Origin of the sequence: Pseudogracilibacillus sp. ICA-222130 (assembly GCF_037892545.1) — a bacterium.
In the GTDB taxonomy this organism is placed as follows: domain Bacteria; phylum Bacillota; class Bacilli; order Bacillales; family Amphibacillaceae; genus Pseudogracilibacillus.
Genome location: NZ_JBBKBG010000004.1, coordinates 92,426 through 105,826 on the forward strand (window position 1 = coordinate 92,426; position 13,401 = coordinate 105,826).

Annotated in this window: 12 protein-coding genes; all 12 read left to right on the forward strand. The window is 37.4% G+C overall.

What is annotated here, in order from left to right:
- Positions 1-47: 47 nt before the first annotated feature.
- The 12 genes from glyA to ilvA all read left to right on the forward strand — a co-directional run bounded on the left by glyA (position 48) and on the right by ilvA (position 12,763).
- A complete protein-coding gene (gene glyA / locus WKT09_RS03810; protein WP_340414777.1) occupies positions 48-1,283 on the forward strand; it encodes a serine hydroxymethyltransferase in 1,236 nt (411 codons plus the stop codon).
- A gap of 240 nt (positions 1,284-1,523) precedes the next feature.
- Entirely contained in the window at positions 1,524-2,153 is a 630-nt protein-coding gene (gene upp, locus WKT09_RS03815) for a uracil phosphoribosyltransferase (protein WP_336266503.1), read from the forward strand.
- Between the two features lie 157 nt (positions 2,154-2,310).
- Positions 2,311-3,069: a molybdate ABC transporter substrate-binding protein gene (gene modA / locus WKT09_RS03820; protein WP_340414778.1), complete on the forward strand. Its 759-nt coding sequence runs from the start codon at positions 2,311-2,313 to the stop codon at positions 3,067-3,069.
- A 9-nt stretch (positions 3,070-3,078) separates the two neighbouring features.
- A complete protein-coding gene (gene modB, locus WKT09_RS03825; protein WP_340414779.1) occupies positions 3,079-3,759 on the forward strand; it encodes a molybdate ABC transporter permease subunit in 681 nt (226 codons plus the stop codon).
- A gap of 10 nt (positions 3,760-3,769) precedes the next feature.
- The gene (locus WKT09_RS03830) at positions 3,770-4,393 is read left to right on the forward strand and encodes an ATP-binding cassette domain-containing protein (RefSeq protein ID WP_340414780.1); all 624 of its coding nucleotides are present in this window, start codon (positions 3,770-3,772) and stop codon (positions 4,391-4,393) included.
- A 726-nt stretch (positions 4,394-5,119) separates the two neighbouring features.
- Positions 5,120-6,853, forward strand: a complete 1,734-nt coding sequence (gene ilvB, locus WKT09_RS03835; protein ID WP_445323974.1) for a biosynthetic-type acetolactate synthase large subunit — start codon at positions 5,120-5,122, stop codon at positions 6,851-6,853.
- A complete protein-coding gene (ilvN, locus tag WKT09_RS03840; protein WP_340414782.1) occupies positions 6,850-7,374 on the forward strand; it encodes an acetolactate synthase small subunit in 525 nt (174 codons plus the stop codon). Before ilvB ends, ilvN begins: the two co-directional genes overlap by 4 nt.
- 89 nt (positions 7,375-7,463) lie before the next feature.
- Positions 7,464-8,462, forward strand: coding sequence for a ketol-acid reductoisomerase (ilvC, locus tag WKT09_RS03845; protein ID WP_340414783.1), 999 nt, complete (start codon positions 7,464-7,466; stop codon positions 8,460-8,462).
- A 200-nt stretch (positions 8,463-8,662) separates the two neighbouring features.
- Positions 8,663-9,727, forward strand: a complete 1,065-nt coding sequence (gene leuB, locus WKT09_RS03850; protein WP_340414784.1) for a 3-isopropylmalate dehydrogenase — start codon at positions 8,663-8,665, stop codon at positions 9,725-9,727.
- Positions 9,728-9,742: 15 nt separating this feature from the next.
- Positions 9,743-11,137 carry a 3-isopropylmalate dehydratase large subunit gene (leuC, locus tag WKT09_RS03855; protein WP_340414785.1) on the forward strand — a complete coding sequence of 465 codons (1,395 nt, stop codon included), beginning with the start codon at positions 9,743-9,745 and terminating at the stop codon, positions 11,135-11,137.
- 27 nt (positions 11,138-11,164) lie between these two features.
- A complete protein-coding gene (gene leuD / locus WKT09_RS03860) occupies positions 11,165-11,749 on the forward strand; it encodes a 3-isopropylmalate dehydratase small subunit (RefSeq protein WP_340414786.1) in 585 nt (194 codons plus the stop codon).
- A gap of 42 nt (positions 11,750-11,791) precedes the next feature.
- Positions 11,792-12,763 carry a threonine ammonia-lyase gene (gene ilvA, locus WKT09_RS03865; protein ID WP_340414787.1) on the forward strand — a complete coding sequence of 324 codons (972 nt, stop codon included), beginning with the start codon at positions 11,792-11,794 and terminating at the stop codon, positions 12,761-12,763.
- The last annotated feature ends 638 nt before the right edge of the window (positions 12,764-13,401 follow it).

Here is a 13,401-nt window from a genome sequence, read left to right on the forward strand (position 1 = left end):
TTGTTATGATATGTATATATTTCATTTCTAGGAGGAACGAAAAGTAAATGGACCATTTAAAAGAATTTGACCGAGAACTATTTGATGCAATGGAAGACGAGAAAAAACGTCAACAAGATAATATTGAGTTAATTGCATCAGAAAACTTTGTATCCGAAGCAGTAATGGAAGCAGCAGGTTCAGTATTAACGAACAAATATGCTGAAGGATATCCAGGTAGACGTTATTACGGTGGATGTGAATATGTAGACGTTGCAGAAGATTTAGCGCGCGATCGTGCAAAAGAACTTTTTGGTGCAGAGCATGTTAACGTTCAGCCCCACTCTGGTGCACAAGCGAATATGGCAGTTTATTTCAGTACATTAGAACCGGGAGATACGGTTTTAGGAATGAATTTAAGCCATGGAGGTCATTTAACACACGGTAGCCCAGTGAACTTCAGTGGAAAGTTATTTAACTTTGTGGAGTATGGAGTAGATAAAGAAACAGAACAACTTGATTATGATGCGGTTTTAGCGTTAGCAAAAGAAGTAAAACCAAAAATGGTTGTCGCTGGTGCGAGTGCCTATTCAAGAACCATTGACTTTAAAAAATTCCGTGAAATTGCAGATGCAGTAGATGCATATTTATTTGTAGACATGGCACATATTGCTGGGTTAGTTGCTGCTGGAGAACATCCGAATCCGGTACCTTACTGTGACTTTGTCACGACAACCACACATAAAACATTACGTGGCCCTCGTGGTGGAATGATTTTATGTAAAGAGAAATATGCAAAAGCAATTGATAAACAAGTATTCCCAGGAGTTCAAGGTGGTCCATTAATGCATATTATTGCTGCAAAAGCTGTAGCGTTGAAAGAAGCTCTTTCAGACGATTTTAAACAGTATGCAAAACAAATTAGAGCGAACGCTAAAGTGTTAGGGGAAACACTTATGGAAGAAGGGGTTCGTATCGTCTCAGGCGGAACGGACAACCATTTAGTGTTATTAGATGTTTCTAAATTAGGTTTAACTGGAAAAATTGCGGAGGAAACATTAGATACGATCGGTATTACGACGAATAAAAATACGATTCCTTTTGACCAAGAAGGAGCTTTCATTACGAGTGGTGTGCGTGTAGGAACTGCAGCAGTAACGACTCGTGGATTTAAAGAAGAAGATATGGTACAAGTAGGGAAAATTATTGCGAAAACATTGAAAAACATCGATGACGAAGCCGTGTTAAATGAGGCTCGTGAAGCAGTTGCAGCTTTAACGAAAAAGCACCCACTATACGCATAATATATAGACACAGATGAAAAAATTAGTGAAATTTAAGAAGACTTTCGGTAGCTTATGTTACTGGAAGTCTTTTTTATTTGAGAAAATCTATTTGCCATTTTCATTCATAGAGAAGGGGAAGTTGTTTTCAAAATTTACACAAAAATAAATTAGTTTAAGAAATGCGTTTCATCGGTAGACAACAGTGGTAGAAAACTGTAAGATAGTAACGATATACAACAATGGAAAGGGTGGAAAACAATGGGACAAGTTCATATTTTAGATCATCCATTAATCCAGCATAAATTAACATATATTCGTGATAAAAACACGGGAACAAAACAATTTAGAGAATTAGTCGATGAAGTATCAATGTTAATGGGATTTGAAATTACGCGTAATTTACCAATGAAAGAGATTGAAGTTGAAACACCGGTAACGTCGAGTAAAGCACAAGTATTAACAGGGAAAAAGATTGGCTTAATTCCAATTTTACGTGCAGGCTTAGGAATGGTGGACGGAATGCTCAATTTACTACCTGCAGCACGTGTTGGGCATGTCGGTTTATATCGTGACCCGGAAACATTGCAACCAGAAGAATACTTCATTAAATTACCATCAGACATTTCCGAGCGTATTTTAATCGTTTTAGACCCGATGTTGGCAACAGGTGGTTCAGCAAATGACGCAATTGAATCATTGAAGAAACGTGGAGCAAAATCCATTAAACTAATGTGTTTAGTTGCAGCACCTGAAGGAGTAGAGTTAATTAAACATAATCATCCAGACGTTGATATTTATTTAGGGGCGATGGATGAGAAGTTAAATGAAGATGGATATATTGTACCGGGATTAGGAGATGCGGGCGACCGTTTATTTGGGACAAAATAATTTTTTGTCCACATTATAAAAAGAGTAGTATACATGTAAATAAAATGGTAAGCATCGATACATATGCCTCAGTTTATGGAAAGCTGGGGCATATTTTTATTTACAGTGAAATTTTCTAAAGTTATAATCAAAAGAAAAGAGGTAAGAGGGGTAAATTATGAAGCGTGTCATTTGTTTAGTCATGGTATTTAGTATATTTGTCTTAACAAGTTGTCAACAGGAGGAGCAAAAAACTATTACCGTATTAGCTGCAGCAAGCTTAAAAGAGCCATTAGAGGAAATGAAACAACTATACGAAGAAGCGAATAATGTGGATATACAATTACAATTTAGCAGTTCAGGAAAGTTAGCGAAACAAATGGAGCAAGGTGCACATGCAGATATTTTTATTTCCGCCGATGAAAAATGGATGACCCATTTAGAAGAGGTAGAGCTTATTGAAAAAGAAACAGTCACCCCTTTTTTATATAACTCTTTAGTTCTTATTCAAGGAAACGAAGCTACGATTACATATGAAGATGTTCAAACATTAGAAGATGACTCCGTTGAGCAAATTGCGATTGGGCATCCGGAAACTGTTCCAGCAGGTACGTATGCACAGCAATTTTTCGAAGGGGTCGAATTATGGAGTGACTTGCAAGACAAATTTGTTTATACGAATGATGTGCGACAAGCGTTAACGTACGTTGAAACAGGGAATGTAGATGTTGGTGTCGTATATAAAACAGATGCACTAATATCAGATGATGTTGAAATCATCGAAGAAATAGATGGAACATTACATGATGAAATAGTGTATCCAATCGGTATGACGACGACGGTAGAAAATAAAGAAGCGACAGAGCAATTTATACATTGGTTATTAGACGAAGAGGCTAATGAAATAAAAAAAGCTTACGGATTTGAAGGGATATAGAAGGACATGTTGGAACAAGTGAATTTATTCCCATTTTGGTTATCATTAAAAACAGCACTTATCTCGACAGTTTTCGTATTTATCATCGGGATGATGATTGCTTATTTCGTTGCGAAAAAAGACTTTTTTGGAAAAAGCGTTTTAGAAGCAATCATTATGCTTCCTTTAGTATTGCCACCAACAGTAGTTGGATTTGGTTTGTTATATTTATTTGGAAAAAATGGTTTTATTGGGAAGTGGCTCATGGCACAGTTCGATGTACAAATTGTATTCACTTGGTATGGTGTCTTGCTTGCTGCCATCGTCGTTTCCTTTCCACTCATGTACCAAAGTGCCGTTGCAGCCTTTCAACAGTATGATCGTAATTTAGAATATGTTGCATACACATTAGGAAAATCCCGTTGGAATGTATTTTGGACAATTTCTTTTCCATTAGCGTGGCCAGGTTTGCTTTCTGGAACGGTATTAGCATTTGCGCGTGCGCTAGGTGAATTTGGTGCGACATTAATGATTGCTGGGTACATACCGAATGTAACGGATACGATCCCGATTGCCATTTATTTTGCGGTGGAGTCAGGAGAGATGGGCGTAGCAAAATTTTGGGTAGTGACGATCGTAATTATTGGATTTATTGCGATTTATTGGTTGAACTGGTGGAGTAGGAAACATATGATGAAACATAAACAATAGGAGAAAATGTATGCTTACAATTGATGTGGAGAAAAAAATACCTCACAAAACATTACAGATTACATGTACGATTGGCGATGAAATCATTGCTATTGTCGGTCCATCTGGTACTGGAAAAACAACATTTTTAAATATGATTGCCGGAATTGTGACACCAGATAATGGGTATATAAAATTTCGGGATCAAATTTTTACGCAAGATGGTAAATCGTGTATCCCGACGCAACAAAGGAAAGTTGGCTATGTATTTCAAGATTATGCTTTATTTCCACATAAAACCGTTTGGGAAAACATAGCATATAGTATGCAAAATGAAAATAGAACACGTGAATGGATCCGTGCATTGCATATGGAACATTTATTAGATAAGTATCCACGTGAAATATCGGGTGGGGAAAAACAACGTACAGCATTGTTACGTGCCTATGCAATGGAGCCACAAATTCTTTTATTAGATGAACCATTTTCTGCTTTAGATGAACGTACGAAAGAGACGAGTTATACACAATTGTGTAGATTACACGAGCAGTGGAAAATTCCAGTTATATTCGTGACACATAATCCACATGAAGTTAAAAAAATTGCGAATCGTGTATATCGTCTAGGCGAAACGTTTGTAGAGGAACGAACATAATCGTCGTTTAGCAAAAAGAGATGCAACGTAAACCATAATGTTTTTTCAAATACAAATGTATAAAAATTGTGAAAAAGGAAACAAACATATTGACGAAAGATTGAAAACATTGTATGCTTTTAATATTCACTCATTTACGAGGTTTTCTTTCTTCAACATTAATTTTCTGTTAATTCAGACATTTGTTTTTTTGGAAGTTGATTCGGAAGGAAATAGGATTTCTTCATAACATTTTCGAAATGTTTGAATATTTATGTTCGTTAATTTATAATAGCGTATAATGAAATAAGTTATATTATTAACAATTGCAAGATAATTCATACAAATAAATCGATGACAGGAAAAAAGGAATAAGCACATCGTGTTCTCAGAGATCTAGGGTTGCTGGAAGCCTAGAAACACTACTTATTCCGACATCATCCTTGAGTGTTATGCTGAACGATTTTTTTAGTAGGCATAGCCAGGTATATAACATATACCTGTTACCAATAATAGACTTTTTTTAAAAAAGAAGTCTGCAAGATAGCTTTCGTGAGAAATGCTATGAATTTTTGGGTGGTACCGTGAAAAGATACTCTTTTCTCCCCATAATCTTTTAGGAGATTTGTGGAGAAAAGAGTTTTTTATTTGAAAGTGGAGGATGAGGAAGAAAAAAGAAAAAATGTATGACGATTGTTTCTATATAGACTTTGTTTTAAGGAAGATATTTTTAAGGAGGAAATGACATTGAAAGCAGAGGCAAAGCCAAAACAAACACTACCTTCAAAGACAACAAATGAAGTGAGAACAGGTGCAGATTTATTGATGGAGTTATTAGTTGAGGCGGAAGTGGACACAGTTTTCGGATATCCGGGTGGTGCTGTATTACCGATTTATGACGCACTTTATCGTTCAAACGCATCGTTCAAACATATATTAACAAGACATGAGCAAGGAGCAATTTTTGCAGCAGAAGGATATGCTCGTGTAACAGGGAAACCGGGAGTTGTCATTGCGACATCAGGACCAGGTGCTACCAACTTAATTACAGGCATTACAGATGCAATGATGGATTCATTGCCTTTAGTAATATTTACAGGACAAGTAGCAAATCATGTAATTGGAACAGACGCATTCCAAGAGTCAGATGTGCTAGGGATTACGACGCCGATTACGAAGTATAATTATCAAGTGGACGATGTAACAGATTTACCACGTGTTGTAAAAGAAGCGTTCCATATTGCGACAACAGGAAGACCAGGGCCAGTTGTTATTGATATTCCGAAAAATATTTCCGAAGCATTGCCGAGCGGGGAGTTTAAAACGGATTTCTATTTACCAGGATATCAACCGACAACAAAACCGAATCCTCTACAAATCGTCAAAGTAGCAGATGCAATTGAAAAGGCGAAGCGCCCAGTTTTATTAGCTGGTGCAGGAGTATTATTTGCGGATGCTGCTGAGGAATTAAAACAGTTCGCAGAAAAATACCGTCTACCAGTTGTCAATACATTGCTAGGCTTAGGAAGTTTCCCGGGATCGAATGAACTATCATTAGGGATGGCAGGAATGCACGGTTCTTATACGGCGAATATGGCTGTGTACGAAAGTGATTTACTCGTCAATATCGGTGCACGTTTTGATGACCGTTTAACAGGAAATCTACAACATTTTGCTCCGATGGCAAAAGTAGCACATATTGATGTGGATCCAGCTGAAATCGGGAAAAACGTTCCAACAGAAATTCCGGTTGTAGCGGACGCAAAATTAGCATTGGAAGCATTATTAAAGAAAGATATTAAACAACCAAACCATGAAGCTTGGATGGAAAAAATCGCACAAAACAAAAAGGACTATCCATTATGGCATGATTTATCTGATGAAGCGATCTCTCCACAAAGCCTCATACAGAAAATTCATAAAGCAACAAACGGAGAGGCGATTGTTACAACGGATGTTGGACAACATCAAATGTGGGCAGCTCAACATTATACATTAGATAAACCACATAACTGGGCATCATCAGGTGGATTAGGTTCGATGGGATTCGGATTTCCTGCTGCCATCGGTGCACAGTTTGGTCGTCCAAATGAATTAGTTGTTTCGATTAACGGAGATGCAGGATTCCAAATGAATTTACAAGAATTACTACTATTAAAGCAATGGAATTTACCAGTAAAAGTAATAATTATGAATAACTCTGCATTAGGAATGGTTCGCCAATGGCAAGAAACATTTTATGATGAAAGATATTCACAGTCATTACTTGATATAAATCCAGATTTCGTTAAGTTAGCGGAAAGTTACGGATTAAAAGGAATGAAAGTGGAAAAAGAAGAAGATGTTGAAGCAGCATTAAAAGAAATGTTCGAATATGACGGACCAGTGGTAGCTGACTTCAGAATTATTCAGAAGGAAAAAGTTTATCCGATGATTGCTCCTGGAAAAGGAATTCAAGAAATGATAGGGGTGACGAAATGAAACGTATTATAACAGCTACGGTTCAAAATAGAAGTGGAGTACTAAACCGTGTAACAGGGATGTTACAACGTAGACAGTTTAATATTTCAAGTATTTCTGTAGGGGAAACTGAAACACCAGGTATTTCAAAAATGACATTAGTTGTGGAAGTAAGTGACAATCAAAAGGCAGAACAGTTAACGAAACAATTAAATAAGCAAATTGATGTCATTAAAGTTTCTGATATAACAGATAAATCGATTGTTGCCCGAGAATTAGCGCTTATTAAAGTAGCAAGTTCTCCGCAATTAAGTAATGAAATCCAAGGATTAATTACACCTTTCCGTGCAACCGTCATTGATATTAGTAAAGATAGTATTACGATTCAAGTGACAGGAAAGCCGGAAAAAATTGATGCATTAATTGCATTATTGAAACCATACGGTATTAAAGAGTTATCTAAAACAGGTGTGACAGCATTTTTACGTGGACACCAACCACAACCAGCTCAAATTGCTGAAATTAACCAGTTTACAGTATAGCGAAAATTATTTTGGCGACGGCTTAAAAATCGCCAAAATAATTTTACATAAAAAATGATGATTATTATATGAAAAAGGAGATAGAAGTCATGTCAAAAGTTTTATACGAGAAAGATATTAACAAAGAGGTATTACAAGGAAAGACAATTGCAGTAATCGGATATGGTTCACAAGGTCACGCACACGCGTTAAACTTACGTGATAGTGGTTTTGACGTTGTGATTGGAATTAGACCAGGGAAGTCACAACAAAAAGCAGAAGAGGATGGTTTTACCGTAAAAGCCGTTGCAGAAGCAACAAAAGCAGCAGATGTTGTGATGGTTTTATTACCTGATGAGTTACAAGCAGCTGTGTATGAAAATGAAATTAAAGATAACTTAAAAGAAGGTGCAGCATTAGCATTTGCTCATGGATTTAATGTTCATTATGGTCAAGTTGTACCTCCAGCAAATGTAGACGTATTTTTAGTAGCACCAAAAGGACCTGGACATTTAGTTCGTCGTACATTTGAAGAAGGAGCAGGGGTTCCAGCATTATATGGTGTGTACCAAGACTTTACAGGAAAAGCACGTGAGGTTGCATTAGCTTATTCAGTAGGAGTAGGTGGCGCTCGTGCAGGTGTCATCGAAACATCATTCCAAGAAGAAACAGAAACAGATCTATTCGGAGAGCAAGCAGTATTATGTGGTGGAGCGACTGCATTAATTAAATCAGGTTTCGAAACATTAACAGAAGCAGGATACCAGCCTGAAGTTGCTTACTTCGAATGTTTACATGAACTTAAATTAATTGTAGATTTACTGTACGAAGGCGGATTAGAAAACATGCGTTATTCTATTTCAGATACAGCACAGTGGGGTGACTTCGTATCTGGACCACGTGTTATTAACGCAGAAACAAAAGCACGTATGAAAGAGGTTCTAGATGATATACAGAGCGGTGCATTTGCGAAAGGTTGGATTCTAGAAAACCAAGCAAACCGTCCGATGTTTAATGCAATTAATAACGCGGAAAACAATCACCCGATTGAAAAGGTTGGAAGAGAATTACGTGACTTAATGCCATTTGTTAAAAATCCATTAAAATAAACGTAATCAATGGAAGAAAGAGGTAGGATACAATATCCTTCCTCTTTGCTTCTACTCTACTAGAAGTACCCTTCATCGAATGATACTTCGATATTCTCCGCAAGAAACGTTTCGTCTAATGTAACATACATTACATGATGATATATAATTTATCTTTACTAGGGAAATGAACATGAATCGTGTAGGAAGGATTGAATCAAATGGTGAAGAAAATAGTTGTACTCCCAGGAGATGGGGTTGGACATGAGGTAACAGGTGAAGCAGTAAAGGTGTTAGAAAAAATTGCTGAAAAACATGGCCATACATTTGAATTTGAACAACATGATATTGGTGGAACATCATATGATAAATATGGAGAACCATTAACAGAAGAAACCGTCAATGTATGCTTACAATCGGATGCTATTTTATTAGGTGCGATTGGTGGCCCTAAATGGGATAACTTGCCATCTGATGTACGACCTGAACAAGGTTTATTAAAAATTCGTAAAGCGTTAAATTTATTTGCGAATATACGACCAATCAAAGGATTTGACCCATTGTTACATGCATCACCATTAAAAGAAGAGATTATTAATGGTAGCGATATTTATATCGTTCGGGAACTAACAGGTGGATTGTACTTCGGTACCCCACGTGAACGAAGAGAAAATGGAACTGTTGCGGTGGATACTTTGCTTTACCGTCGTGATGAAATTGAAAGAATCGTAGAAAAAGGATTTGAAAGTGCACAATTAAGGAAAAAACATCTTGTTTCAGTAGATAAAGCAAATGTCTTAGAATCTAGCCGTCTTTGGAGAGAGATCGTAGAGGAGAAAAAGAAAGATTATCCAGATGTTCATGTAGAACATATGTTAGTAGACTCTGCGGCAATGCGCCTTATTACAGAACCGACATATTTTGATGTCATCGTGACAGAAAATATGTTTGGAGATATTTTAAGTGATGAAGGATCTGTTTTAACCGGATCTATTGGTATGTTACCTTCTGCTAGTTTATCAGAAACGATTGGACTATATGAGCCTGTACACGGTTCTGCTCCTGATATTGCAGGTCAAGGTATTGTAAATCCAATTGGGATGATTATGTCTGCAGCGATGTTATTACGTTATTCATTTGATATGGATAAAGAAGCGACAGAGATTGAAACTGCTGTAGAAAAAGCATTAGAGGAAGGATACCATACGAAAGATTTACGAATCAATGGTGGAAAAGTTGTTGGAACGAAGGAAATGACAGAAGCGGTTATTCGTCATTTATCATAAGGTGGAGGTGTTCTTATGGCGAAGCCTAAAACAATCATAGAAAAAGTTTGGGAACAAAAGATCGTCCATGAAGAAGAAGGAAAACCAGATTTAGTATATATTGATTTACATCTTATTCACGAAGTAACGTCTCCTCAAGCATTTGAAGGATTACGTTTAACAAATAGAAAAGTTCGTCGACCAGATTTAACATTTGCGACGATGGACCATAACGTGCCGACATTAAATCGTGATGAAATTAGTGATCCGATTGCAAAATTACAAATTGATACATTAGCAAAAAACTGTGAAGAGTTTGGCATCGAACTAGCAGATATGCACCATCCTGATCAAGGGATTGTACATGTAATTGGACCACAATTAGGATTAACACAACCAGGGAAAACGATTGTATGTGGAGATAGTCATACATCGACACATGGAGCGTTTGGAGCGATCGCATTCGGTATTGGAACGAGTGAAGTAGAACATGTTTTTGCGACACAAACATTATGGCAAGATAAACCAAAAACACTTAACTTAAAAGTGGAAGGTAATCTCGGACCTGGTGTTACTGCTAAAGACTTAATTTTAGCAATTATCGCAAAATATGGCGTGAAAATGGGAACAGGTTATATTGTAGAATATACAGGGGAAGCTATTCGTAATCTTTCCATGGAAGAGCGTATGACGATTTGTAATATGTCCATCGAAGCTGGAGCAAGGGCAGGGCTAATTAGTCCAGATGAGAAAACAATCGAATTTTTACGAGGTCGTCGTTACGTTCCAAAAGGAGAAGCATTCGATGAAGTGGCAAATGAGTGGTTAGCACTAGCGACAGATGAAGGTGCCACATATGATAAAACATTAACAATCAATGCAGAGGAAGTAGAACCACAAGTAACATGGGGAACAAACCCTGGAATGGGTGTACCTGTAAGTGGTGCAACTCCAACTATTGATACAGCGCCAAATAAAGAAGAAGTACGACTAGCGTTGGAGTATATGGGCTTAGAAGAAAACCAACCGATGACATCCATTGAAATTGATCACGTGTTTATTGGTTCTTGTACAAATTCGCGTTTATCTGATTTAGAAAAAGCAGCAAAAATTGTTGCTGGCAAACAAGTAAAAGATGGTGTGAAAGCAATTGTTGTACCAGGGTCATTTTTAGTGAAAATGGAAGCAGAAGAAAAAGGCATCGATAAGGTATTCAAGGAAGCTGGATTTGAATGGCGTGATGCAGGATGTAGTATGTGTTTAGGAATGAACGAAGATATTGTTCCTTCAGGAGGACGTTGTGCATCTACATCAAACCGTAACTTTGAAGGTAGACAAGGAAATGGTGCTAGAACACATTTAGTAAGTCCAGAAATGGCAGCAGCTGCTGCGATTGAAGGTAAATTTGTCGATGTTCGAACGTATCAATAATTTACGGCAAGGAAAGGATGTTGTACAATGGAACCTATAAAGGAACATCGTGGTCTCGTTTATCCATTAAACCGTACGAATGTCGATACGGACCAAATTATTCCGAAACAATTTTTAAAAAGAATTGAAAGAACAGGTTTTGGACAGTTTTTATTTTACCATTGGCGATTTGATGATGATGGAAATAAACGACCAGATTTTAATTTAAATGATACAAAATATGATCATGCATCCATTTTGGTGACAGGAGAAAACTTCGGGTGTGGGTCATCTAGAGAGCATGCTCCATGGTCATTATTAGATTATGGCTTTAGAATTATCCTTGCTCCAAGTTTTGCGGATATTTTTTACAATAATTCATTTAAAAATGGACTCGTTCCAATTAAAGTAGAAGAAGAGCAGATTAATAAATGGTTAAAAGAAGCAGAAGAAGGAACATTAGAATTATCTGTAAACCTTGAGAAGAAGGTCATAACAGATCAAAATGGAACTGAATTTGCATTTGATTTACCAGAATACCACCGTCAAAATTTACTGAACGGTTGGGATGAAATTGCTTTAACTTTGCAACTTGAGGATGAAATTTCTGCATATGAAAAGACTAGACTATAAAATAAAGTAAGTGGAACTAGGGAGTGTGGAACCATTGGGGATTTGTTAACGGGAGAAAAAATTTATAAAGCGTTAGAGCGTTTGAAGCCGATTGTACATTCGACGCCATTGATCACATCAGAGACGACGAATCAGATTGTCGGGAAAAAAGTGTATTTTAAAATGGAAAACCAACAGAAGACAGGTGCATTTAAATTTAGGGGTGCTACATTTAAATTGATGCAATTAACAAATGAACAACTTGATAAAGGGGTAATTACAGCATCTGCTGGAAACCATGCACAAGGGGTTGCATATGCATCAAGGAAGTTAGGGGTAAAAGCTACTATCTTTATGCCTGAAAAAACACCGCATAGTAAAGTGGAAGCAACACAAAATTACGGAGCGGAAGTAGTTTTAGTTGGAGGTTCTTTCCAAGAAGCATATGAAGCATCTATGATCCGTCAAAAAGAGACGGGGGCGACATATGTACATCCATTTGATGATTATGACATTATGGCCGGTCAAGGAACAATTGCGATGGAAGCGTTAAGGCAGGAAGATCGAATTGATACGTTTATCGTCCCTATCGGTGGTGGTGGACTTATTAGCGGTATGGCTGTTGCAGCGAAACATGTGAATAAAAACATTCGCATTATCGGTGTACAATCTGAAATGATCTGTCCAATGTATCATGACTTCCATCAAACGACACCAAACTCACCTTATCGTGCTGATACAATTGCAGAAGGAATTGCCGTTAAAAAACCAGGTGACCTCACTTCTCCGCTTATTCATCAATATGTGGATGATATTGTAACAGTGACAGAAGAAGAAATTGCAAGTGCGATTTTATATATGTTAGAAAGAAATAAAACATTAATGGAAGGTGCTGGTGCAGTAGCTCTAGCAGCATTATTCGCGCATAAAGACTATATAAAGTCGAGACATTGCGGAATTGTTGTAAGTGGTGGGAACTTTGATATTGATAAGATTCCACTTATCCAGCAACTAGCAAATCAGCATATCGCATAATAAAATTTGAATGATGGAACAACACCCTTTCAGTTAGGATAAAATCTAACTGAAAGGGTGTTTTTAGGCTCTTTGTCAAATGTTGTTGGTGGATCCATTAAAGTCATTTAATATTTTATTGTGTTCAGCCGATAAGAATAGCGGGAATATGTCACTTCGGAAATGTACTCCGCTTTCCGCGTGCGGCTGCTAAGCCAAGCTCAGGCTTCGCCTTCCCTTGTCTTATCTAGGCCTATCCTCACGCAGGAGTCTACGTACATTTCCTACGTTTTATTTGGCTGTTTACATGCTGGTTTCCTCTCCCTTTGTAACCTAAGCTGTAAGGGTGGATCTTTGTCATGATCCATTAAGGTCATCTAATATGTAATGGTGTGGAGCCAATAAGAATAGCGGGAATATGTCACTTCGGAAATGTACTCCGCTTTCCGCGTGCGGCTGCTAAGCCAAGCTCAGGCTTTGCCTTCCCTTGTCTTATCTAGGCCTATCCTCACGCAGGAGTCTACGTACATTTCCTACGTTTTATTTGGCTGTTTACATGCTGGTTTCCTCCCCCTTTGTAGCCTAGCTGTAAGGGTGGATCTTTGTCATGATCCATTAAGGTCATCTAATATGTAATGGTGTGGAACCAATAAGAATAG

What these genes read in the sequence shown, in the direction of transcription:
- glyA (WP_340414777.1), top strand. Translation starts at nt 48, where the DNA reads ATGGACCATTTAAAAGAATTTGACCGAGAACTATTTGATGCAATGGAA.
- upp (WP_336266503.1), top strand. Translation starts at nt 1,524, where the DNA reads ATGGGACAAGTTCATATTTTAGATCATCCATTAATCCAGCATAAATTA.
- modA (WP_340414778.1), top strand. Translation starts at nt 2,311, where the DNA reads ATGAAGCGTGTCATTTGTTTAGTCATGGTATTTAGTATATTTGTCTTA.
- WKT09_RS03830 (WP_340414780.1), top strand. Translation starts at nt 3,770, where the DNA reads ATGCTTACAATTGATGTGGAGAAAAAAATACCTCACAAAACATTACAG.
- ilvN (WP_340414782.1), top strand. Translation starts at nt 6,850, where the DNA reads ATGAAACGTATTATAACAGCTACGGTTCAAAATAGAAGTGGAGTACTA.
- ilvC (WP_340414783.1), top strand. Translation starts at nt 7,464, where the DNA reads ATGTCAAAAGTTTTATACGAGAAAGATATTAACAAAGAGGTATTACAA.
- leuB (WP_340414784.1), top strand. Translation starts at nt 8,663, where the DNA reads ATGGTGAAGAAAATAGTTGTACTCCCAGGAGATGGGGTTGGACATGAG.
- leuC (WP_340414785.1), top strand. Translation starts at nt 9,743, where the DNA reads ATGGCGAAGCCTAAAACAATCATAGAAAAAGTTTGGGAACAAAAGATC.
- leuD (WP_340414786.1), top strand. Translation starts at nt 11,165, where the DNA reads ATGGAACCTATAAAGGAACATCGTGGTCTCGTTTATCCATTAAACCGT.